The 23,220-nt window shown below is 32.7% G+C and carries 17 protein-coding genes; 14 read left to right on the top strand and 3 right to left on the bottom strand.

From position 1 onward, the window contains the following. Positions 1-51: 51 nt before the first annotated feature. The 7 genes from ACI9TV_RS09800 (at position 52) to ACI9TV_RS09770 (ending at position 8,854) form a co-directional block, all read left to right on the top strand. Positions 52-1,314: a homoserine dehydrogenase gene (locus tag ACI9TV_RS09800; protein ID WP_415250607.1), complete on the top strand. Its 1,263-nt coding sequence runs from the start codon at positions 52-54 to the stop codon at positions 1,312-1,314. Beyond that, on the top strand, positions 1,314-2,045 hold the full coding sequence (locus ACI9TV_RS09795) for an SDR family NAD(P)-dependent oxidoreductase (protein ID WP_415250616.1): 732 nt from the start codon (positions 1,314-1,316) through the stop codon (positions 2,043-2,045). The genes ACI9TV_RS09800 and ACI9TV_RS09795 overlap by 1 nt, the downstream gene beginning before the upstream one ends. A gap of 24 nt (positions 2,046-2,069) precedes the next feature. Beyond that, on the top strand, positions 2,070-4,139 hold the full coding sequence (locus tag ACI9TV_RS09790) for a molybdopterin oxidoreductase family protein (protein WP_415250606.1): 2,070 nt from the start codon (positions 2,070-2,072) through the stop codon (positions 4,137-4,139). Positions 4,140-4,203: 64 nt separating this feature from the next. After that, entirely contained in the window at positions 4,204-5,346 is a 1,143-nt protein-coding gene (locus tag ACI9TV_RS09785) for an ATP-binding protein (protein ID WP_415250605.1), read from the top strand. Next, complete coding sequence (locus tag ACI9TV_RS09780; RefSeq protein ID WP_415250604.1) at positions 5,333-8,020, top strand: tetratricopeptide repeat protein; 2,688 nt, start codon at positions 5,333-5,335, stop codon at positions 8,018-8,020. The genes ACI9TV_RS09785 and ACI9TV_RS09780 overlap by 14 nt, the downstream gene beginning before the upstream one ends. Further along, complete coding sequence (locus ACI9TV_RS09775) at positions 8,013-8,342, top strand: YraN family protein (protein WP_415250603.1); 330 nt, start codon at positions 8,013-8,015, stop codon at positions 8,340-8,342. The genes ACI9TV_RS09780 and ACI9TV_RS09775 overlap by 8 nt, the downstream gene beginning before the upstream one ends. A gap of 62 nt (positions 8,343-8,404) precedes the next feature. Then, positions 8,405-8,854 (top strand): DUF523 domain-containing protein, encoded by a 450-nt coding sequence (locus ACI9TV_RS09770; protein WP_415250602.1) that lies wholly within the window; start codon positions 8,405-8,407, stop codon positions 8,852-8,854. Here the strand turns inward: ACI9TV_RS09770 and ACI9TV_RS09765 are convergent. Beyond that, complete coding sequence (locus ACI9TV_RS09765; protein ID WP_415250601.1) at positions 8,844-10,637, bottom strand: flagellar assembly protein A; 1,794 nt, start codon at positions 10,635-10,637, stop codon at positions 8,844-8,846. The genes ACI9TV_RS09770 and ACI9TV_RS09765 overlap by 11 nt on opposite strands. Before the next feature lie 128 nt (positions 10,638-10,765). On the opposite strand from ACI9TV_RS09765, the gene alaS reads away from it, so the two are divergent. From alaS to ACI9TV_RS09730, 7 genes are read left to right on the top strand one after another with little or no spacing between them, the layout of a single operon-like run. Further along, on the top strand, positions 10,766-13,318 hold the full coding sequence (gene alaS / locus ACI9TV_RS09760; protein WP_415250600.1) for an alanine--tRNA ligase: 2,553 nt from the start codon (positions 10,766-10,768) through the stop codon (positions 13,316-13,318). Then, a complete protein-coding gene (locus tag ACI9TV_RS09755) occupies positions 13,318-13,800 on the top strand; it encodes a hypothetical protein (RefSeq protein ID WP_415250599.1) in 483 nt (160 codons plus the stop codon). Before alaS ends, ACI9TV_RS09755 begins: the two co-directional genes overlap by 1 nt. Then, entirely contained in the window at positions 13,801-14,346 is a 546-nt protein-coding gene (gene maf, locus ACI9TV_RS09750) for a septum formation inhibitor Maf (RefSeq protein WP_415250598.1), read from the top strand. It abuts the gene before it with no gap. Continuing rightward, entirely contained in the window at positions 14,343-15,446 is a 1,104-nt protein-coding gene (locus ACI9TV_RS09745) for an aminotransferase class I/II-fold pyridoxal phosphate-dependent enzyme (RefSeq protein ID WP_415250597.1), read from the top strand. The genes maf and ACI9TV_RS09745 overlap by 4 nt, the downstream gene beginning before the upstream one ends. A gap of 4 nt (positions 15,447-15,450) precedes the next feature. Further along, entirely contained in the window at positions 15,451-16,140 is a 690-nt protein-coding gene (locus ACI9TV_RS09740; RefSeq protein WP_415250596.1) for an ATP-binding cassette domain-containing protein, read from the top strand. Between the two features lie 15 nt (positions 16,141-16,155). Continuing rightward, positions 16,156-18,150 carry a penicillin-binding protein 1A gene (locus ACI9TV_RS09735; RefSeq protein ID WP_415250595.1) on the top strand — a complete coding sequence of 665 codons (1,995 nt, stop codon included), beginning with the start codon at positions 16,156-16,158 and terminating at the stop codon, positions 18,148-18,150. A gap of 47 nt (positions 18,151-18,197) precedes the next feature. Beyond that, positions 18,198-20,327: an ATP-binding protein gene (locus tag ACI9TV_RS09730; RefSeq protein WP_415250594.1), complete on the top strand. Its 2,130-nt coding sequence runs from the start codon at positions 18,198-18,200 to the stop codon at positions 20,325-20,327. 6 nt (positions 20,328-20,333) lie between these two features. Here the strand turns inward: ACI9TV_RS09730 and leuA are convergent, their stop codons facing one another. Then, positions 20,334-21,995 carry a 2-isopropylmalate synthase gene (gene leuA / locus ACI9TV_RS09725; RefSeq protein ID WP_415250593.1) on the bottom strand — a complete coding sequence of 554 codons (1,662 nt, stop codon included), beginning with the start codon at positions 21,993-21,995 and terminating at the stop codon, positions 20,334-20,336. A gap of 100 nt (positions 21,996-22,095) precedes the next feature. After that, entirely contained in the window at positions 22,096-23,001 is a 906-nt protein-coding gene (locus ACI9TV_RS09720) for a sensor histidine kinase (RefSeq protein WP_415250592.1), read from the bottom strand. Positions 23,002-23,220 lie beyond the last annotated feature (219 nt).

The following is a 23,220-nucleotide window of genomic DNA, read 5'->3' as shown; positions in this document are numbered from 1 at the left end:
GGAAAAGTTTCCTTTATCGTGAAAACGGGAATAAATTAAGGAAGTAAGTAAATGATAAAAGTCGGAATAATTGGTGTTGGAACTGTTGGAACAAGTGTAGCTCAAATATTAGTAGATAATGCTGATGTAATTTCTGCTCGCGCGGGAACTGACATAATTGTTAAAAGTGGAGTTGTTAAAAATCTAAACAAAGACAGAGGTTTAGATATAAAAATCACAGACAATGTTGATGATATTTTGAATGATCCAGAAATAGATATTGTGGTTGAACTTATGGGTGGTGTTGAAGAGCCATTTGAAGTTGTTAAGAAAGCTCTTAAGGCTGGAAAAGCAGTTGTTACAGCTAATAAAGCACTCTTAGCATACCACCGTTATGAACTTGCAGAATTAGCAAAAGACATAGCATTTGAATATGAAGCTTCAGTTGCTGGTGGAATTCCTATTATTAATGCACTTCGTGATGGATTATCTGCAAATCACATAGAATCAATCATGGGAATCATGAATGGTACTTGTAATTATATGATGAGTAAGATGACGGATGAAGGTGTTTCATACGATGACATTTTAAAAGAATCTCAAGATTTAGGTTATGCAGAAGCGGATCCTGCTTTTGATGTGGGTGGATTTGATGCTGCTCATAAACTTCTTATTTTAGCTTCTATTGCTTATGGAATCGATGCAAAACCTGAAGATATTTTAATCGAAGGTATTGACAATGTAAGCCAAGAAGACATCTCTTTTGCAAAAGAGTTTGGCTATGCGGTGAAGTTACTTGGAATTGCTAAAAAAGATGGCAATGAAGTTGAACTTCGTGTTCACGCGGCACTTATCAAAAAAGAAGAGATAATAGCAAAAATTGACGGTGTTATGAATGCTATTTCTGTTGTTGGTGATAAAGTCGGTGAAACATTATACTATGGTCCAGGTGCTGGTGGAGATGCTACGGCTTCTGCTGTTGTTGCAAATATCATTGACATCGCAAGAAGTGGAAAATCAACTCCTATGCTTGGATTTGATAGACCAATGGAAGGTAAAGCCCTAACACTTAAAGCAACTGAAGATATAGAGTCAAAATATTATCTTCGTATTAATGTTTCAGATAAAGCTGGAGTATTAGCAAAAATTACAAAAGTTTTTGAGGAGAACAATATCTCAGTTGAAACGATGCTTCAGCGTCCTGCTACAAGTGATTCGGCTAATCTTCTTATCTCAACGCATATTGCTATTGAAAAGGATATTCAAACTATGATAAAAGAGTTAGAAGCAATTGATTTTGTAAATTCTACTCCTGTTATGATTAGGATTGTGTAATTAAGATTTTAATAACAGGAGCGAGTTCCGGTTTAGGTGCCGAACTCGCTCGTCAATACGCTACACAAGAAAACTCTCTCATTCTTCTTGCTCGTCGAGAAGATAAACTCAAATCCATCCAAGAAGAACTTATTCCACATACACAAAACGTAGAAATTGTACTTGCTGATGTGACAGAATTTGAGACTCTACAAGAAAAAATAGTACTTCTTGGTTTTATTGATATGGTAATATTAAATGCCGGTATATCCATTGGGCATTCAGAAGAGCTTACTTCATTCAAAGACTTTAAAAGACTTTATGATGTAAATGTATTGTCTAGTCATGCAATTTTAGAAATATTACTTCCAAAGTTTAAAGAGCAAGGAAGTGGAAAAATAGTGTTCATCTCCTCTCTTGCTTCATTAATCTCTATGCCAACTTCAAAGGCGTATAGCTCATCTAAACGAGCTGTTAATGCTTACGCTGAAGGTCTTCGTTATAAATATAAAAAAGATGGAATTACAGTAATAAACATACTTCCTGGATTTATTAAAAGTGAGATGACAGATAAAAATCACTTTAAAATGCCTTTTTTACTTTCCACGCAAGATGGAGTGAAGAGAATTAAAAAAGCAGTAGAAAAAAATAAACGCATATATGCTTTTCCTCGTAGATTCTATTTAATCATAACACTCCTAAACCTATTTCCAAAAGTCTTAAGAGAAAAGATTGTAAACTCACGAAAATAATTCTTTTTATAGAGGGTAAAAATCATGAGCAATATTGAGACTATAGATAGTGTATGTACATACTGTGGAGTTGGTTGTGATATTGCAGCAAATGTAGATACTAAAGAAAATAAAATTGTAAAGATTTTTGCTCATCCTGATGGTGTAGTTTCTCAAGGGAAACTTTGTATCAAAGGAAAGTATGGCTTTGATTTTGTAGATGCTCCGGATAGACTTAAAATTCCTCGTATCAGAAAGTCTTGGATAGAAAAAAATCCTGAAATTAAAGAAGTTATAGCATCTTCTTTAGTTGACTTAGACGATACTTGGTTTGAGACAGATTTAGATAATGCTACAACTGCTGCTGCTATGAAAATGAAAGAGACACAAAAGAATTACGGACGAAAATCTATTTGCTCTATTGGTGGGGCTAGAAGTTCATGTGAGTCTGCATACCTATTTCAAAAATTTACGCGTCACACTTTAAATTCGCCACACGTTGATAATTGTGCTCGTGTTTGTCATTCACCATCTCTTAGTGGTATGAAAGTCACAATTGGTGAAGGTGCTGCTACAAATCCTTATAATGATATTTATAATGCAGAGTTTATGATAGTTATTGGGTCAAACACAACTGAGGCACACCCAATTGTTTCTAACCGTATTATTGATGTTGCACGAGAACATGATAATTTAGCTGTGTTTGATGTACGTGAGATTAAACTTCATCGTTTCTCTAAATACAAAGCTATTATGCCACACGAAGCAAATCTTTTAACTCTCAACATGCTTGCCTATGTAATCATGGATGAAGAACTTTATGATGAGAGTTTTATAGCAGATAGAACAGCAGGATTTGATGATTTCAAAGAAAAAATCATGAATGACCCATATGCAAATCCTGATTACTATAATGGTATAGAAGGTTATGAGTATCTTTCAAAAATGATTAGAAAAGTTGCTCGTGAGTATGCGCTGAAAAAATCAATGATTTTCTGGGGACTAGGAATTACCGAGCATATAGATGGTTCGTATGCTGTAATGGCGATTGTGCACTTATCTCTCATGACAGGTAATGTTGGAAAAAGTGGTACTGGACTTATGCCCCTTCGTGGTCAAAATAATGTTCAAGGAACGTGTGATATGGGAATGCTTCCATATTTCGACCCTGATTATCAAGAGCCAAAAGAGATAGGTCTTATGACACCTCAGTTAGTAGATGAAATGCTTGAAGATAGAGTAAAAGTCGTGCTAAACATTGGTGAAGATTTAACACATATTCATCCAAACCTTAACAAGATAGATAGAGCATTTGAGAAGCTTGACATGATTTTTGTTCAAGAGCTTTTTATGACAGATATTGCTAATCGTGCAGATATTGTTATTGGTGTGAAGTCAGCATATGAGAAAACAGGTGTTTATATAAATGCAATGAGAAGATTACATTTATCTCAACCACTCGTAAAATCAGACTTGCCAGATGACTGGGAGGTTTTAACACTTCTTGATCAAAAAATGGGCGGTACTGCAGATTATAAAACTTCTAAAGATGTATGGGAAGAGGTTCAGCGTGTTGCTTATAGACGTTTTTCTGGAGCGGACTACCATAGACTTGAAAAACATCGTAAACGTGGGTTACAGTGGCCTGTACACACGGAGGATACACCGATACTTCACCAGTTAGATTTTAGAACTGATGATGGACTTGGTCACTTCAAATACAACCAGTATAAACTTCGTGGGATGATAAAAGAGATCATGGAGAAAAATCTTACGGGTTACCATCTCTCAACAGGTAGAACTTTAGCCCATTATAACAATGCTGCTCAAACTTCACGTAGTGAAAAGCTAATGAAACGCTACGAAGAAGACGTTTTACTCGTATGTGAAGATGATGCACATGAGTTTACTTCTGATAGAGTTATTCTAAAAAGTCTCTATGGCGAGACTACACCACTAACTATCAAGATAACAGATAAAGTACAACCAAAAACACTTTTTTCAACCTTCCATCATGCAAAAAGTAAAATCAACAATCTTTTTGGAGATGCTGCGGATGAAGTAATTTTAACTGCTGCGTTTAAGACTATTAAAGTTGAGGTTATTAACTGCTAGTAATTTGACAAAAATATTTTTGTCTGATAGAATGACAAAATATATTTTGTTAAAAGGGTTTACTATGCGAATTATGACAGGACAAGTTGCAAGAAAAGAAAATTTTTGGGACAGAAAAAGAGAATTAAATGATGTCTGGTATAAAATAGATAGTGGAAATCATGTTCTTTTAGTTGCGCCTAGAAGAGTTGGAAAAACTTCTGTAATGTATAATATTTTTGATAATCCCAAAGACGACTATATAGTTTTGTACATTGATACTGAATCCGCAGACAAAGAAAATGAATTTTGGAAAAAGTTATTTTATAGACTTATGGAAGAAGAGTTTGTAAATACACTACAAAACAAAGCAAAAAATCTATTTAACAAATTAAAAACTATAAAAATAGATGAAGCAACTATTAAGGGCATCAAATTTGGTGATGGAAGTGAACTGGACTATGCACAAGCTTTTAAAAAAATAATTAAAGAGTTAGATGCAGATAAAAAACTTATAATCATGATAGATGAGTTTGCACAGACTATTGAGAATATTATAAAGTATGAGAGTGTTGAAAATGCTAAGTCACTTTTAAAAACTCATAGAGAGTTAAGACAAGATAGTGCTGTTTCAGAGAAAGTTACGTTTATTTATGCAGGTTCTATAGGTTTAGAGAGTGTAGCTTCAAAAATAGATAGTATTAGTACTATTAATGATCTTGCAACAGTGAAGATTTTGCCTCTTGAGTTTAGTGATGCGAAAGAATTTGTTACCCTGCTAGCTACATCGAACAACATAGATATCCAAGAAGATGAAATTACATATTTGTTAAACAAGATAGAATGGAAGATACCTTTTTACATTCAGCTTATAATGGATGAGCTTAGAAAGTTAGAAGGCAGAATACAAGCAGAGCAAATAGATAGCTCTTTTGAGAGTATACTGGATAATAGAAACCACTTTGAGCACTGGCATAGCAGATTAAAAAGTTTAGCAGATAACGAATACCAGTTTTCAAAAGAAGTTTTAAATACAATTGCTGAAAATACTATAATAACTTCAAATAAGATAGTTAACATAGCTGAAAAATACAAACTAGATGATGCAAAAGAGGTTATACATTCTTTAGTTTATGATGGATATATTAACAATAACGATGAGACTAAAGAGTATAGATTCAATTCTCCTATTTTAAAAATGTGGTGGTATAAAAATGTCACAAATTAATTACTCAAGATACAAATATATACCTGATGAAATAGAAGAAAAAACTTTTTTAGAAAAGTTTGTAGTAAGAACTGAAATCTTTGATGATATTTTTGAAGATATAAAAAGTGCGGATTATGATGTATCAAATCAGCATTATATTTTAGTGGGGCAAAGAGGACAAGGTAAAACCTCATTACTAAGAAAAATACAACTAGAAGTTCAAAATGATAAAAAATTATCTAAATTTTTATTACCAATAAAGTTTTCAGAAGAACAGTACCAGATAAGAACCCTTTGTAGGTTATGGGAAGTTGTTGCAGAGTACTTAGAAAATATTTATGAAGAAGAATTTGAAGGTCTATTAGATGTAATGGAAAAGCATTTAGAAGAAAATGATTATGCCTTGAGATGTTTTTCTTACCTTGAAGATAAAATAAAACTACAAAACAAAAAGCTTATCCTTTTGATAGATAATATAGATGAACTATTTGGAAAATTAAAAGAAAAAGAACAAAGACAATTAAGAGAAATTTTACTTTCATCTTCATCTTTTAGAATTATAGGTGGCTCTACAAAGATGTTAGAACAACATCACGACTATGCTAAACCTTTTTATGAATTTTTTAAGATTATAAAATTAAAAGGATTAAACTATAGTGATAGTGTAAAGTTTTTAAAAACTATTGCAAAAGATGAAGAAAAAGAAAAAATAAACAACATCATTAAAAACACTCCTCAGAGAGTTGAGACAATACGGCAACTTACAGGTGGTGTACCCAGAACTTTAGTGATGTTATATGATATTTTTATAGATGATGAAAGTAATTCTTTTGAAGATTTACTTAAAATTTTAAATGACGCTACACCACTCTACAAAGAAAGAATGGACAATTTACCAAGAACACTTCAAGATATTGTTCATAACATAGCAATGAATTGGGATGGAGTAACAACAAAAGAGTTGGCAAAAAAAACTAGACTTTCGAGTGCAAATGTATCATCTCAATTAAAACAATTAGAAAAATATCAAATTATCGAATTTGAATCTACAGGAAAGAACAAAATATATAAGATACACGAAAGATTTTTTAACATTTGGTACCTTATTCGCTTTGGTAGAAAGAAAGATAGAAACAAGGTTGAATGGTTAGTGAAATTTTTGACAGCATGGTACAGCGGTAAAGAGCTCGAAGAGAGAGCAAGCAGATTTATAGATTCAATTAAGAACAAAAAACTAAATGAATCTTATGCATATCATATGTGTGAAGCATTAAGTTATTCTGGATTAGATATAAAGACTGAATATGAGATGAAGCAAAATATATCTAAGTATTTAACTGATGTGAATTCAAATCTAAAAAATGAACTTTCCAAAACGGATGTAGAACTCTTAAATCAAGTAACTGAGTTAGAGAAAAAGAATAAGATAAAAGAAGCAATAAAATTACTTCAAAAGTCAAAAAAGAGTAGTAATACGATATTAGGTGTTCTTGGTTATTTATATGAAAGAGAGAAAGATTATAAAAAAGCGGAGGAATATTATCTTAGGGCAGTTAAAGGTGGCAATACTGTTATCTTTGGTTATCTTGGTGGTTTATATTTTAGGCAAAAAGAGTACGAAAAAGCGGAAGAGTATTATTTGAAAGCTGTTGAAACTGGAGATACAAATGTTTTTCATTCCATGGGAGTAGTAAGTACAAAGATTAAGGATTATAAAAAAGCCGAGGAATATTATCTTAAAGCAGTTGATATTGGAGATAATAATTCGTTAAAAAACCTTTGTATATTATATACAGAACAAAAAGAGTATGAAAAAGCAGAAAAATATTTTTTAAAAGCTATAGAGAAAAAGATTGACGGTGCCTTTCTAAACTTTGGCAATTTATATGCAGATCAAAAAAAGTATAAAAAAGCAAAAGAACATTATCTTAAAGCTATAGAGAATGGAGATAATGGTGCATTGAGAAATATGGGTATTCTATATAAAGAAAATAAAGAGTACGAAAGAGCAGAAGAGTATTATCTAAAAGCGATAGAGAGTGAAGATAATAATGCTTTATTAACCCTAGGAATTTTATATGCAGAACAAAAAAAGTATGAAAAAGCAGAAGAGTACTATCTTAAAGCTATTGAGAGTGGAGACAATAATGCTTTATTAAGTTTAGGTGATTTATATGCAGAACAAAAAGATTATAAAAAAGTAGAGGAGTATTATCTTAAAGCTATTGAGAGTGGAGATGATAATGCTTTAAATAGTCTCTCGTGGTATTATTTTGAAGAGTCTAAAAATTTAAGTGATTCTTTAAAATTAGTGAAGAAAAGTTATGTAAATGTAAAACACTATCATAATACACACACATTATCAATAATATATTTATGGGCAGAAGAGTTTAAAAATAGTTATGAAAAATTTATTGAATGGTTAGATTATGATGAAGCTTTAGATTCTGAGAATGATGTGATTGTATATTTGAACTTATTGATTGCAAAAGGGCAATACTTTAAAGCTAAAGAGTTCTTTGAAATAGAAAAATATCAGTTTAAAGATAGATATAAACCTATTTGGTATGCGTTAATGACTCTTATGCAAGATGAATTTCCAAATGAGATTAAAAAAATGGGAAGTGAGCTGACGCAAAGTGTAGGTGAAATATTAGAAGAGATTGAAAGATTAAGAAAAAAATATGAGTAGAGCCAAAGGAAACATAGGTGAAGATAAAGCTTGTAACTTTCTTTATGAAAATGGCTTCACCGTAGTAGAGAGAAATTTCTACTCTCGTTTTGGTGAAGTAGATATTATCGCTTCAAAGGGTGAAGTGCTTCACTTCATTGAAGTTAAAAGCGGACTAGATTATGAATCTGCTATACAAAATATAACTCCCTCAAAACTTAACAAATTTATTAAAACTGTCAATGTTTACCTGAAAAAGAATTCTTTAGATATTGATTTTATGATTGATGCCATAGTTGTTACACCTAAAGAGATAGAGCTTGTTCAAAACATAACTCTTTAGTCTTCTTTGGAAGTTTTCTTAAAATGTTATAATTTCGTTAATAAATCTTATATCGAGGTAGAATGAGTAATGTTAAAAAGGTAATCATCTCTGCTTGTCTTCTTGGCGAGTATTGTCGATATGATGGGAAAACAAAAAAAGTAAATGAAGTAGTTGAGGCTTTTAAAGACTATGAGATCATCCCTTTTTGTCCGGAAGCTCCTCTTTTTGGAACACCTAGGGAACGTATAAACGTTGTAGAGATAGATGGTAGAAATCGAATCATTACAGAAGTGAACTTAGTAGATGTTACGGAGTTGTTAGAAGAAGAAATCAACTCCTTTATCTCACTCCACCCAAAGGTAGATAGAATTATTTTAAAATCACGTAGTCCAAGTTGCGGATTTGGAACTACCCCCATTTTAAATAAAAAAAAAGTAGTTATAAAAGCTGGTAATGGAATTGCAGCGATGATGTTTGAAAAACATTATGAAAACATTGTAGAGGACGAAACTAGCTTTTCTAATCCGTAGATATTACTCTTTTGCCATCAGCATCGAGTACAAGAGAAATTATGTCGATGTTCCCATGAGGAAGAAAATTTATCTCTTCTTTGGTTTTAACATCTACAAAAACTACCTGCGTGTGTCCATCATAAAATGTTTTTGATTTTATTTTTGCATAGAGATCTTTGTTGCACAATTTATCACGTTCAAGTTCAAGCACTGTAATCGCTGATTCTTCTTTAGCTAAGCTTTCTTTTTCTAGATGAAGTTTATCAGAATCTTTTTTAAATTGTTTTACTCTAATAATATCTTGTTTCATTGGTGTTTTCCCAGATTTTGTAGCACTCACTACTCTTTTTTGAAAAGTTTTAATTCTATCTGTTTTGGCTGAATGTTCTTGTATCTTTGTATTCAAATCTGATTTTTTATTCTTTAATTCTTTTGTCGCTTCTTCTATCTTCTTCTTTAAAAGTTCTATCTCATTATGGTAACTTGCTATTGCATCAGGATCTATGATAAGTTTGTTATGTTCTCCTGTGATGCTTTTAATCTCTATAAGTTCAGATGCAATGATTGTAGTGTTTGCTAAAACTTCGCCAATATGAACAATAGGAGCGATAACAATACCCCCAAGCATCTTACCAATGCTTACAGAATTAGTAGCGGTAACTTTACCACTCTCTAAAATTTCTATATGTGCATCTTTAGCTGTTAAGTCTCCACGGTGAAGCTTGATAGTAGCAGTTTCTAGTACAGTCATTTTTGATTTCTTATGTGTTTGGGCATCAATGTTTATATTTTGTGCTGCTATATTTACATTTGCTGCGATAGAACCATCAACATTTAATTCTTTTACATCCATGGCAACACCACTTCCTATTGCATCTTCAGATTCACTTTTGGCATGTGCTATACGAACAGAGATATCAGTGTTGTCTTCGGTATCAATGTTAGCGGATGTTTTAAAGTTAGCTTCTTGAAGTTTAATAGTTTGTGAGATTTTTAGATTTGAATTTTGAAATACAACATATCCATTTATCAGTGCAAAGTATTCTATAAAATTTTCAAATGTTTTTTCTTCTACACTATCCTCGATCGTAGGTTTTTTAGCTAAAATCTTTGGATTTTGCGGAGCTATAATTTTTCCATGACAATTACGACCACTAACCCCATTTTTTGGAAGTATATATCGTGCAATTAATTCACCACCTTGAACTCCATTTACTAGACTGTCTTTATCTTTAGTTTCATATAATCTTTCAAGTTTTGCATCTCTTGGTAGTGTTGGGTCTAAAGCTATTCCAAGAGTAAATTTTAAATCTTTTTTAAGTGCTTTGTCATAAGGAATGATTTGCAGAAGTTTATGTAACTGTTTTTCTAGATTAGCTTCAAATAAGTCGATTAAAAATCCAACTTTGAGTTTTTTATGCCATATGTGTTCTTTTAAAGCTTCCAAAGTGTGAGTTTGTTTATTAAAAACACTCCCTTGTTTGATTGTTACAATAGTCTTAGTTTTGAGTGTATTCGCTGATAAAGCTATATTGATTGTAGGGACTTTTTTTACTAAAGGCTTTATTGTGATGGTGTACTCTTGGAAAATAGTAGTATTTACATTTTTAATATCATCTTCTGTGATTGCATCTGTATCTTCTAGTATGCTAAGTTCAATATCTTTTTCTCGTTTTAATAAGGTTTTAAAAGAGATAAGCTCAAAATCTAGTTGTTTAGGGTTGATTTTGTTGTTCCGTGCAAATTCGATTAAACTTTTAGAAATTGATTCTGAGGTTACGTTGATTAGCTCAAATGACATAGATGACCTTGTACTTTGAAAATAGTTATCATATTATTTTAGCTGAAAGTATTTAAAGAAAAATTTATTTACATATTATTCAGTAGCTTTTAGATATAATCGCGCAATTTTATATGCGAGAATCCTAAATGAATATCAGAGAAGAATATCTAAAATTTTTTGAATCAAAAAACCATACGAGAGTTGCTTCAGCGCCATTAGTGCCAGAAGACGCGACATTACTTTTTAATAATGCTGGAATGGTTCCTTTTAAATCAATTTTTACAGGTGAGATTCCAACACCATCAAACCCACGTGCTACTTCATGCCAAACTTGTTTAAGAGCTGGCGGAAAACATAATGATCTTGAAAATGTAGGTCATACAGCACGTCATCATACATTTTTTGAGATGCTTGGAAACTTTAGTTTTGGAGATTACTTCAAAGAAGAAGCTATGGCTTACGCTTGGGAATTTTTAACTGAGGTTATTAAACTTGATGTTGATAAGCTTTGGGTTACAGTACATGAGTCTGATGATGAAGCTGAAAAACTTTGGCAAAAACATGTACCACTTGATAGAATTCTAAGACTAGGCGATGCTGATAACTTTTGGTCTATGGGCGATACTGGACCTTGCGGACCATGTTCTGAGATTTTTTATGATCAAGGTGCAGATAACTTTAGTGGTAAAGAAGATTATCTTGGTGGTGAAGGTGATAGATTTTTAGAGATTTGGAATCTTGTATTTATGCAGTACGAAGTAAAAGTTGCTGGTGGTGAGCGATTAGCTCTTGCAAAACCTTCTATTGACACAGGTATGGGCTTAGAACGTGTTGTTGCGATTAAAGAAGGGCAACTTTCAAATTATGGTTCTTCATTATTTATGCCAATTATTGCTGATGTTGAAAAACTAATTGGTAAAAATTATGAGTACTCGAGCGGTGCATCATACAGAGTAATTGCTGATCATATTCGAACATCACTCTTTCTTTTAGCACAGGGGATTAATTTCTCAAATGAAGGTCGTGGATACGTTCTTCGTAGAATTTTACGTCGTGCTGTACGCCATGGTTATCTTCTTGGTTTCCGAAAGCCTTTTATGTTTAAACTTGTAGATACTGTTGTATCAATTATGGGTGGCGAATATAATTACTTAATCACAAAAGCTAAGGCAGTAACAGAGCAGATTCAACTTGAAGAAGCAAGATTTTTCAAAACTATTGAAAGTGGAATTGCACTTTTTGATGCAGAGTTGAAAATTACAAAAGAAATATTTTCTGGTGAAGTGGCATTTAAGCTTTATGATACTTTTGGTTTTCCATTAGATCTTACAGAAGATATGTTGAAAAGTCATGATTTACAGCTAGATACTGATAAGTTTGATGCATTGATGTTAGAACAAAGAACGCGTGCAAAAGCTGCTTGGAAAGGTAGTGGAGATGATGCAGTTCATGGAGATTTTAAACAATTACTAGAGAAATTCGGTGAAAATACTTTTGTTGGTTATGACTTCACACAACATAGCGGTGAAGTACAGGCACTCTTAGATGAGAACTTTAAAACGACTTCTAATCTATTAGCAGGTGAAAAAGGATGGGTATTTTTAGACATTACTCCTTTTTACGCGGAATCTGGTGGACAAACTGGAGATATTGGTGAGCTAGAAGGTTTTGCTAAAGTTCTTGATACGAAGAAATTTTTTGGACTAAATTTATCTCAGATAGAAGTTACAAAAGAAATTAAAGTTGGAAATATTCTTGATGGACATGTTGATATTTCAAGAAACGAAATAGTAAAGCATCATTCTGCTACACATTTACTTCATGCAATCCTTTATGATGTACTCGGTGATCATATTTCTCAAGCGGGTTCACTTGTTGAAGTGGACAGATTACGCTTTGATTTCTCTCACCCAAAAGCAATTACAGATGCTGAATTAGCAGAGATTGAGCTTAGAGTAAACAATGAAGTTTTACGTGCTATCCCTGCAAATACTGAAGTTATGGGAATTGAAGACGCTAAAAATTCTGGTGCGAAAGCTCAGTTTGGTGAAAAGTATGGAGATGAGGTTCGAGTTGTTAGTTTTGATACTGCCTCAGTAGAGTTTTGTGGTGGTGTTCATGTTGAAAATACTGCAAATATAGGTTCATTCATAATTACAAAAGAATCAGGTGTTTCAGCTGGAGTTCGTCGTATAGAAGCTGTTTGTGGGCAAGCTGCATATAAATACTTTGTTACGCAAAGAACATTAGTTCAAAATGCACAAGCAGAAGTTAAAAATCTTGATCTTCTTGCTGGAATATCTAGAATGAAGTCTAGTGTTAAAGAATTAAAAGAAGAAGTAAAAGAAGCGCAAAATTCTGCTAAAGTTGAAGTTGTAGCAAGTGAGATTAATGGTGTAACTGTTGTGATCGAAGAATATCCATCTGGTGATATCAAAGAAAAAATTGATGAGCTAAAAAATCAAAACGAGAAACTATGCGTAATGCTTTTTCAAGTGAAAGGCGATAAAGTACTTATCGCGTGTGGTTCTCAAAATACACCGGCTAAAGCTGGAGACTGGATTAAAAATATTGCTCCTATTTTAGGTGGCGGTGGTGGCGGTCGGAGTGACTTTGCGCAAGCTGGTGGAAAAGATAAGACAAAACTTCCTGAGGCTAAAGAGGCTTCACTTAAATTTATTACAGAGGTATTATCATAATGGTAGAGATTTTTGCAGAGTATAAAGCTTTAATCGTTTTCTTACATGTTGTAAGTGCTGTGATTTGGGTTGGAGGGATGATAGCATTACGTTTTGCTGCTCATGCTTCTTTTATGGAAATAGATGAGCCTAAAGAGAGATTGACTCGTATTGCTCATGCAATGAAAAGACTCTTTATTATTGTTTTCCCTTTTACAATTATTTTACTTATCACAGCTGTTATTATGCTTTTGGGATATGATTTGAAAAATACAGAGTATAACTCTTTAGGTCAAATTAAAGAGGGGATTTGGAGTGTAATGTTTATAAACTACTTCGTAATGATTATACGAAGAAATAGAGCTTCAAAACTTATTAAGCTAGGAGATATGGCAGGTGCAAAATTTTCTATGGGGCTCATTGGCAAATATATGATTCCTCTCAATATTATCTTAGGTTTAGTAGCTATTTATTTAGGTGCTACACTTTCATCAGCGTTGTAAATGATACGTCTTTGCTCAGGATCTGAGACTCGCTCCCAGCTTCTCAAAGTTGCTGGGATCGCATTTATGCAAGAGAGTGTAGATTTTGATGAAGACTCTATACTCGCCACTTCACCAAAAAACTTTGTATACCAAGCAACTCTTGGAAAGTACGAAGCAAACTTAAAAGCCTTTGGCTACCAAGATTACCCACTTTTAGTTGCAGATACAGTTGTGACTTCAAAAAATAAAATTCTTAGAAAAGCAAAGTCTATAGATGATGCTCGCAATATTTTAATGACACAAAGTGGGAATATTACTTCTATCATTACTTGCATGGTGTATCAAACACCAAGAAAAAAACTTATAGATATTTCACAAACTGATTATATTTTTAGAGAGTTTGAGCAAGATGATTTAGATAGCTATTTAGAGAGTGGGGAATGGCGTGGAAAGGCAGGCGCTTGTATGGTAGAAGGGTTTTGCAAATCTTACATCAAAGATGTTCATGGATATGAAAGTACCGCAATGGGTCTTAACACCGACATACTAAAGATTTGGCTTTGAACTACTACGAAAATGAACTCAAAGCTTTAAAGAAATCAGGAAGACTACGTACTCGTGAAGTTCTTGACACAAATGTTTTAGACTTTGCTTCAAATGACTACTTAGGGCTTTCACATAACAAAGAACTTCACCGAAGAACATGTGAAGCGCTTGATTTACTTCCTCTTCATAGCTCAAAAGCCTCTCTTTTAGTAAATGGTTACCATCAAGTACACAAAGATTTTGAAGAAGCACTATGTAAAGTAAATGGCTTTGAAGATGGCGTTGTTTTAGGAAGTGGCTTTAGCGCAAATATAGCAATGATAGAATCACTCGTTCGTAAAGGTGACATTCTTTTTATGGATGAGAAATATCATGCATCTGGAGTACTCGCAACGAAGTTAGAACATGTATCAGTTGTCTTTTTTACACATAACGATATGAGCGAATTGAAATCACTTTTTCAGCAATATAAAGATGTTACAAGAAAGATTGTTGCAGTTGAAGGAATATACTCTATGGATGGCGATTTAGTCGACCCTGAGATTTTTGAAATCTGTGAAAAAGAAAATGCTCTTTTAATTGTTGATGAAGCACATAGTTCTGGAATAGTGGGAGACAAACTTATGGGTGTTTTTGATTTGTATAACATAGAAATAAAAGCAAACCATATTAAGATGGGAACGCTTGGTAAGGCATATGGAAGTTTTGGAGCTTATATTTTAGCATCTGCTCATATTATTGAGTACCTTATTAATCGGGCAAAGCCTATTGTTTATGCTACATCACTTTCATTATATGACACACTTTTAGGACATCACTCGTTAGAATATATTTTACATAATGTAGAGAATTTAAAAGCAAATATACAGCGACGAAAAGAGATAGTAAAAGATATTTTAGGAATAGAAATTGATGGTTTGATCATTCCAATTCTTATAGGGGATAATAAAAAAGTGATTGAGATTAAAAAAAGCCTTTTAAACAAAGGATATGCTATCGGTGCAATTCGTCAACCAACTGTACCTTCAGCAATATTACGAGTTATTGCACGAGTCGGTGAAAGTAGCGAAAATTTGAGTAATTTATGTAAAAGCATTGATAAGCTTATGCTAAAATAACCGTATGAAAATCACAAAGCTCAAAATATCCTTAGAAGAGAAAATATTAGTAGATATTAACTTTGAGATTAACAAGTCTTTAGCGCTGGTTGGTCAAAGTGGGAGTGGAAAAAGTTTAACACTCAAAGCACTTTTAATGATGCTTCCAGACTCTATGTTATGTGAATTAAAGTATGATGCCGATTTTGTTTTGGAAGCTGGAAAAACAATTTCTTTTGTTCCTCAAAATCCTTTTACAGCACTTTCCCCACTTACAAAAATACATAAACAATTTTTTATATCACAAGACAAACAAAAAGAGTTATTTAGACAAGTTGGCTTAGATGAAGAACATTTAGATCGCTTTTCTCCAGAACTATCAGGTGGACAACTACAACGTGTTGTTATTGCTATGGCTCTGGAATCTCATCCCAAACTTATGTTACTTGATGAACCAACAACGGCACTTGACCCAAAAACACGAATTTTAATTTTAGATTTACTAAGAAGCTTACAAGAAAAGATGGGATTTAAAATTCTCTTTGTCACACACGATATGAACTCAGCAAAGGCTCTTTGTGAGGATATTTGTGTGATAAAAGATGGATTAGTTGTAGAAAATGGTAAAATGTTAGACATATTACAAAATCCACAAGAAAACTATACAAAAACATTGATAGAAGCGAATTTTGCCAATAGAGAATTTAGAAAATAAGTAGGAACCCCCTGTATGAAAACAAAGATATTTTTTACAATCATTTTACTAGGATTTTTATCTCCTTTTGTACTTTTTGGATACTATTTTCTTGCATATGATTATGATATATCTTCTTTGGTTGATTATAAGCCATCAACAAGTTCTAGAATTTATGATAAGAATGGTGATAAAATAGCAAATATTTTTGATGGGAAACATAGATTTTATACACCGTTTGATGAGATTCCTCCTCGCGCAATTGAAGCACTTGTAGCTATAGAAGATACTACTTTTTTTGAGCACCCTGGTATAAATGTAGATGCAATTTTTCGTGCAGCTATAAAAGTTGTAAGAGCTGGAAAAGCAGTGCAGGGAGCTAGTACTATTACGCAGCAACTTGTAAAAAATAAGCTTCTTACACGTGAGAAAAAGCTTTCCCGAAAAATTAAAGAGGCTATCTTTGCAATAAAGCTTGAAAATGCTCTTACAAAAGAACAAATACTAGAAAGATATTTAAATGAAATATACTTTGGTCATGGGTATTATGGAATTAAAACAGCCGCAGATGGTTATTTCCATAAAAAACTGCATGATTTGAGTTTAAAAGAAATTGCTATTTTAGTTGGTTTACCTAAAGCTCCGAGTACATATGCTCCTACAAAAAATTATGAGATATCTATGGGTAGAGCGAATCGTGTACTTAACAGAATGAAAGTTCTTGGTTGGATTGATGATGCAACGTATGCTCAGGCTGTAGCAGAAACACCAAAGGTGTACAACACGACACTTACTCAAAATAAGGCACCGTTTATTGTCGATGAAATCTCGAGACGTATGCGTGGTTTAGGGATTAAAGATTTCAAAACAGGTGGTTATGAAGTATATACTACTATAGACATTCGCCTTCAAGAGGCGGGAAGGAAAGCTGTTCTTCACGCATATAATGAAGCTTTAAAAAGAATAGAAGGATACAAACACAAAGTACTTACTCGGGCCAAAAAAGAAAGAAAAAAGATCGAGTATGTGGATACAAATACTTCAAACCTTAATGGTGCACTTGCAAGTGTTGAATCAAGTACAGGGAAAATTTTAGCACTTGTAGGTTCTTATGATTATAAGATAAGTTCTTTTAATAGAGCAACACAAGGTAGGCGTCAACCAGGTTCTGCTTTTAAGCCTTTTATATACCAAGTAGCACTTGACCTTGGTTTTTCCGGAGCTACAGAACTTACAGATATTGCTAAAACATATAAGTATGAAAAAGATGGTGAAGAGATGAAATGGCAACCTCGTAACTATTCTAAAAACTATAAAGGGCTTATCTCTTTAAGAGAAGCCCTTGTTCACTCTAGTAATCTTGCAACGATTAATCTTGTAAATGATATAGGATTGAGAGTCTTACTCGGTGAACTTGATAAGTTTGGAATAAAAGATGTACCACAAGATTTATCTATCTCTCTTGGAACTATCTCTTTATCACCACTTAAATTAGCAATGTACTATACTTCATTTGCAAATAAAGGTGTTCAAGTTGGGACACGTATTATAAATTATGTAGAGCATAAAGGTGTTATGATTCATGAATTTACACCAACTTCTAAAATCATTACAAATGAGCAGCAAGCCTTTTTAATGACAAGTATACTTAAGAGTGTAGTTGATCGTGGAACGGCTGTTAGAGCAAAGGTAAGAGGCATAGAGATTGCAGGCAAAACGGGTACTACAAATGATAATATAGATGGTTGGTTTGCAGGGTATTCTCCAACAATAGAAACAGTTGTATGGTTTGGAAATGACAATAATACACCAATGCATAAGAAAGAAACTGGAGGGAGAGTCTCTGGTACTGCTTTTAAAGCTTACTATCAAGATATACTTAAACTTTATCCCCAGGTTCAAAGAGAATTTGATATGCCTGAGGGTATTATTGAAGTGGATGTTGGTGGGAAAAAAGAGTACTTCTCTGACATTTCAAAACCACCTCGCGTTGAAGTGAAAGTTGATCCAGAGGAAGAACTCCTCTTTTAAATCATAGTTATACTTGCTTAGGGTAAAATCTTTGGTATAATTACTCTATGTTGAATCAAATAAAAACAATAAATCATATATTTATATTGCTTTTAGTTTTAGGAACTATCTTTCTTTTCATGGTAGAGTTTAGTTTTTCTAAGGGTAAAGAGATAAATGATAGATATTTACCCCTTACAAATACAATAATTAATATCAAACTAGAACTTACTTATTCTCACTTATGGCTCGAAGAAATTCTTGACGGTGATACGGATGAAAAAATAGAAGACACAATGTCTAATATTCAAAATGCACGGAATTTAAGTAATGCAATGCTCAATGGTGGAGTAAATAAAAAAACAAATATTGTTATTCTTCCTGTGAAGAATGAAAAACTTATGAATGATATACATAGCTTGATAGAGCTTATAAAAGTGTTTGAATTAAATGCTTTATATCGATATGAAAAGATAGCAATATCTTATTCTGGCACGCAGCTAGATAAAGAATATGACACATTTTTTAGTGTTATTATGAAAAAAGCAGATGAGATAGAACTTGAACTTAATCTCCTTAAAACGGAAGATTTAAAGGAATACGATAAGCTGAAAAAGCTTATGTTATTTATATTGTTCTTTAGCTTATTTTTAAGTTCATTTTATGTGTACATAACGCAAAAGAGAAGAACATCACTAGCTCTAGAAATAAAAGAGAAAAATGAAAACCTTCTTATAGCGCAAAAAGAGTTGAAAAAATCTTTAGAAATTATTGGGGAGAATGTTCTAACTTCAAATACTGATTTTAATGGTGTGATTACTTATGTTAGTCCTGCTTTTTGTAGGTTAAGTGGTTATACAGAGAAAGAACTTGTTGGTAAGTCACATAGTGTGGTGAGACACCCAGATATGCCTTCTAGAATCTATGAAAGTATGTGGAAGAGTATACAACTGGGAAATACTTGGCATGGTGAAATTAAAAACCTAAATAAAGAGGGTGAAACCTATTGGATGGATATGTCGATTTTTCCAATATATGATGTGGACAATAAACTTATGGGCTATACAGCAATGAGACAAGATATAACGGCTAGGAAACTCAAAGAGGAGTTTATGGCAAATGTAAGTCATGAACTTCGTACACCACTTAATGCAATTATTGGTTTTAGCTCTATTCTTGGTAAACGTCTGGTAGATAAAGAATTTAATGATTTATCACAATATATCTTTACAAGTGCCTCCTCTTTACTTAGTTTAATCAATAATATTCTAGATTTGGCAAAGATAGAGGATGGAAAGTTTCTTGTAGATCCTTATGAGTTTCATGCATATGAAAGTATTTTAAATCATTCCTACGGTTTTGATGGCTTAGTTGCCGATAAGGATCTGACATTTCACACTGAGATAGATATAAGTTTGGCTTGTACTTTTTATGGAGATTGGGAAAGGATTTCTCAAATTGTGTCAAACCTTATATCGAATGCGGTAAAGTTTACCGCAGCTAAAGGTAGTATAGAATACTACACACGATATGAAGATGCTAATTTAATCATTAAAGTAAAAGATAATGGCATTGGTATGAATGATTTTGTTAAAGATAGAATATTTAAACCCTTTGAGCAAGCCGATGGTTCTACGACAAGAAAGTATGGGGGAACAGGTCTAGGACTTAGTATAACTCAATCCTTAGTAGAAATGATGCATGGCACTATAGAAGTTAATTCTAAAGAGGGTAAAGGTACTACATTCATTATATCTATTCCTTTAGTTAGAGTGAAAAATGATAAGGATAAAGTATTTCAAAATCAAAAAGAAGTTCAAGATAAAGAAAATACTTTATCCGGACATATTTTAATTGCTGAAGATAATAAAACAAACCAAATGTTAGTCCAAATGCTTATCGAGGATTTTGGTTTAAGTTGTGATCTAGCAAATGATGGTAAAGAAGCAGTAAAACTATATGATCCAGAAGTCCATGCACTTGTTTTGATGGACGAAAATATGCCAAACATGAATGGACTAAAAGCTATGAAGTTTTTAAAAGCAAAATATACAAGTAAATGTGGACCTATTGTAGCTCTAACGGCAAATGCTATGAAAGGAGATAGAGAAAGATTCTTAGAAGCTGGAATGGATGAGTATATATCTAAACCAATTGATGAAGATGAACTTTATAAAGTATTAAAAAAGTTCATCTAAAAGAGTTTAATCAAATGCTCTATTTAAAGCTGAAAAAAGTGCTTTAATAGAAGCTGTAGCAATATCATTATCTGCACCAACCCCAAAACATGAAAGTACTTTTTCGCTTTCTATTTGAATATAAGCGATTGCTTTTGCAGTACTTTTATCTCCACATGAATGTTCAGAGTATGAAGTGAGTGTAAATTCAGTTTTATAGTTTTTCATAAGTGCTTTTTTACAAGCGTCTATTGGACCATTTCCTTCACCTTCAGATACTATTGTTTCACCATCATATTTATATGTTAGCTTACATATGGAGTTCTTAGAACTTGATGATGAAAGGCTAAAATCAATTAAAGTTATATGCTCTTTTACTTGAAAATAGCTAGTTTGAAAAATATCTAAAATTTCTTTAGGACTTAACTCGATACCTTTTGCATCACTACGTTCTTGTACAATTTTACCAATTTCTGGGTGCATTGATTTTGGAAGTAAATATCCATAATTTTTTTCTAATATATAAGCTACGCCACCTTTCCCAGATTGAGAATTTATACGGATAATAGACTCATATGTGCGTCCTACATCCTCTGGATCAATTGGAAGGTATGGAACTTCCCAAAATGCTTCTTCTTTTGCTTTTTGGTACGCTAAACCTTTGTTAATTGCATCTTGATGTGAACCTGAAAATGCAGTGTAGACTAATTCTCCAACATAAGGATGACGAGCGTGTGTATTCATTTCTGTACATCGCTCAACAACATCTAAAACTTCAGCAATATCTGAAAAGTTTAACTTAGAATCAACTCCCTGTGTTGTTAAATTCAAAGCAAGTGTAATAATATCAACATTACCAGTTCTCTCTCCATTACTTAAAAGTGTACCTTCAACTCTATCTGCTCCAGCTAACAAAGCCAATTCAGTAGCTGCAATAGAAGTTCCTCTATCATTATGGGTATGTGTAGAGATAAGAACATTCTCACGGTTGTTTAAATGATTACTCATCCACTCTATTTGATCTGCATAGATGTTTGGTGTTGACATTTCTACCGTTGCGGGTAAGTTGATGATTACCTTCCTGTTATCTGTCATACCCCAAGAGGCTGTTACCGCATTACAAATACGAGCAGAAAATTCTAACTCAGTTCCAGTAAAACTCTCAGGTGAATACTCTAAAAATATTTTTCCATCATGCATCTTTTCATATTTTTTTACAAGTTCTATGCCATCTACTGCAAGGGTTATAATCTCATCTTCACTCTTAGCAAAAACAATCTTTCTTTGTGCTACCGAAGTTGAGTTATATAAGTGAACAGTTGCTTTTTTAACACCTTTTAAAGATTCAAATGTTTTAGCGATTAGGTTTTCTTTTGCTTGTACTAAAACTTGAACAGTGACATCGTCTGGGATAAGTTTATTATCAACTAGGCGACGTAAAAAGTCAAATTCTACTTTTGAGGCAGATGGAAATCCAACTTCAATTTCTTTAAATCCAAGTTTGAGTAAGAGTGTGAAAAGTTCAAGTTTTTTCTTCATGTCCATAGGGTTAATAAGTGCTTGATTACCATCACGTAAATCTACACTACACCACTTAGGAGCATGAGTAATTGTTTTAGTTGGCCAAACTCTGTTTGGTAAATCTATTTGCGGGTAGGGTTTATATTTCCCCTCTTTAATGTGATTCATAATGAATCCTTGAACTTTAAATTTTGATCATTACACTCTTACATATTATAATCAAGTTTGGAATTATAGCAAATTTATGATTAGAAACTTGAACTAAGAATTAAATTTTTGACTCTCTAAAGCTTATTCTGAATAAAGCCCCGTCATTTGTGTTTTCTGCTGTAACACTACCAGAGTTTTTTGTAACAATTTGTGAACTCATATAGAGTCCAATTCCTGTTCCTTTTCCATCTGCTTTAGTAGTGACGTTGGGCTTAAAAATATGATTGATTATATTTTTAGGAATGCCTCCTGCATTATCTTCTACTTCTATGATTATATTGCTATCTTTAGAAAAACATCGAATGTGGAGTTCACGTTTTTTTAGGTCATGTTCGTTAAAGGCATCTATAGAATTGTTTATTAAGTTTATGAAGAGATGTATAAACTCATTTTTATTTCCAAAAATTTTAATCTCTTGGTCTATATCCAAATAGATATGAAGATTTTGTGTTATAAGTTCGTCTTTCATAAGAATCTGAACATTTTGTACAACAGTATTTATATGAAAGTCTTCATTTTTAGTGGATGGTCTTAAAAAATTTCGAAATTGATTTAAGGTGTTAACCATATGATCAATTTGTAGATGAATACTTTCGTCTAAATCATCTATATATTCACCGTCGACATCATTTGTTCTAAAGTCGTCTTGTAGCATATCAATCATCATGCTTACTGCATTGAGCGGTTGTTTCCATTGATGTGCAACAGCATCAATCATTTCGCCCATAGCAGCGAGGCGAGATTGTTGTTCTATGATTTTATCTTTTTTATCATGTTCTAGAAGGTTTCTTTTATCCCATTTTTTAAGAAAAAACTTATTTTCTTTTGAAAGTTTTTCATTGAGCTGTTTTTGTTCTTCGTAGAGCGCTACAAAAGCATTAATTTTTCCGCAAAGTTCTTTGTCTGTCAGTGAATCACAGGAGACAATGTCATTAATAAGCTCTTGATCAAGGTCTTTTTTCATGAATCAATTATATCGAAAAAAATGAAGATGTATAAGATTTTTTAAAGTAAGAAGGAAGAAAGGTTAAAATGAGCAAAAGCTCATTTTAATATATTAACACTGGTATGTAGTTTTAAACTCAAAAGCAGTTGGACGACCTTCATCTGGCCATACATCACGCTCAAATCTGTAATGTTGGTACGCATTGATAAATTCTTCAGTAAATACTGGTTTTAAGAA

It is taken from the genome of Sulfurimonas sp., assembly GCF_047622445.1.
Lineage (GTDB): Bacteria > Campylobacterota > Campylobacteria > Campylobacterales > Sulfurimonadaceae > Sulfurimonas.
Note: the sequence above shows the minus strand (reverse complement) of the source record. Positions and strands in the feature narration are given on the sequence as shown.

What these genes read in the sequence shown, in the direction of transcription:
- ACI9TV_RS09775 (WP_415250603.1), top strand. Translation starts at nt 8,013, where the DNA reads ATGAGTAGAGCCAAAGGAAACATAGGTGAAGATAAAGCTTGTAACTTT.
- leuA (WP_415250593.1), bottom strand. Translation starts at nt 21,995, where the DNA reads ATGAATCACATTAAAGAGGGGAAATATAAACCCTACCCGCAAATAGAT.
- ACI9TV_RS09755 (WP_415250599.1), top strand. Translation starts at nt 13,318, where the DNA reads ATGGTAGAGATTTTTGCAGAGTATAAAGCTTTAATCGTTTTCTTACAT.
- ACI9TV_RS09800 (WP_415250607.1), top strand. Translation starts at nt 52, where the DNA reads ATGATAAAAGTCGGAATAATTGGTGTTGGAACTGTTGGAACAAGTGTA.
- ACI9TV_RS09730 (WP_415250594.1), top strand. Translation starts at nt 18,198, where the DNA reads ATGTTGAATCAAATAAAAACAATAAATCATATATTTATATTGCTTTTA.
- alaS (WP_415250600.1), top strand. Translation starts at nt 10,766, where the DNA reads ATGAATATCAGAGAAGAATATCTAAAATTTTTTGAATCAAAAAACCAT.
- ACI9TV_RS09770 (WP_415250602.1), top strand. Translation starts at nt 8,405, where the DNA reads ATGAGTAATGTTAAAAAGGTAATCATCTCTGCTTGTCTTCTTGGCGAG.
- ACI9TV_RS09765 (WP_415250601.1), bottom strand. Translation starts at nt 10,637, where the DNA reads ATGTCATTTGAGCTAATCAACGTAACCTCAGAATCAATTTCTAAAAGT.
- ACI9TV_RS09780 (WP_415250604.1), top strand. Translation starts at nt 5,333, where the DNA reads ATGTCACAAATTAATTACTCAAGATACAAATATATACCTGATGAAATA.
- ACI9TV_RS09740 (WP_415250596.1), top strand. Translation starts at nt 15,451, where the DNA reads ATGAAAATCACAAAGCTCAAAATATCCTTAGAAGAGAAAATATTAGTA.
- maf (WP_415250598.1), top strand. Translation starts at nt 13,801, where the DNA reads ATGATACGTCTTTGCTCAGGATCTGAGACTCGCTCCCAGCTTCTCAAA.
- ACI9TV_RS09735 (WP_415250595.1), top strand. Translation starts at nt 16,156, where the DNA reads ATGAAAACAAAGATATTTTTTACAATCATTTTACTAGGATTTTTATCT.
- ACI9TV_RS09785 (WP_415250605.1), top strand. Translation starts at nt 4,204, where the DNA reads ATGCGAATTATGACAGGACAAGTTGCAAGAAAAGAAAATTTTTGGGAC.
- ACI9TV_RS09790 (WP_415250606.1), top strand. Translation starts at nt 2,070, where the DNA reads ATGAGCAATATTGAGACTATAGATAGTGTATGTACATACTGTGGAGTT.
- ACI9TV_RS09720 (WP_415250592.1), bottom strand. Translation starts at nt 23,001, where the DNA reads ATGAAAAAAGACCTTGATCAAGAGCTTATTAATGACATTGTCTCCTGT.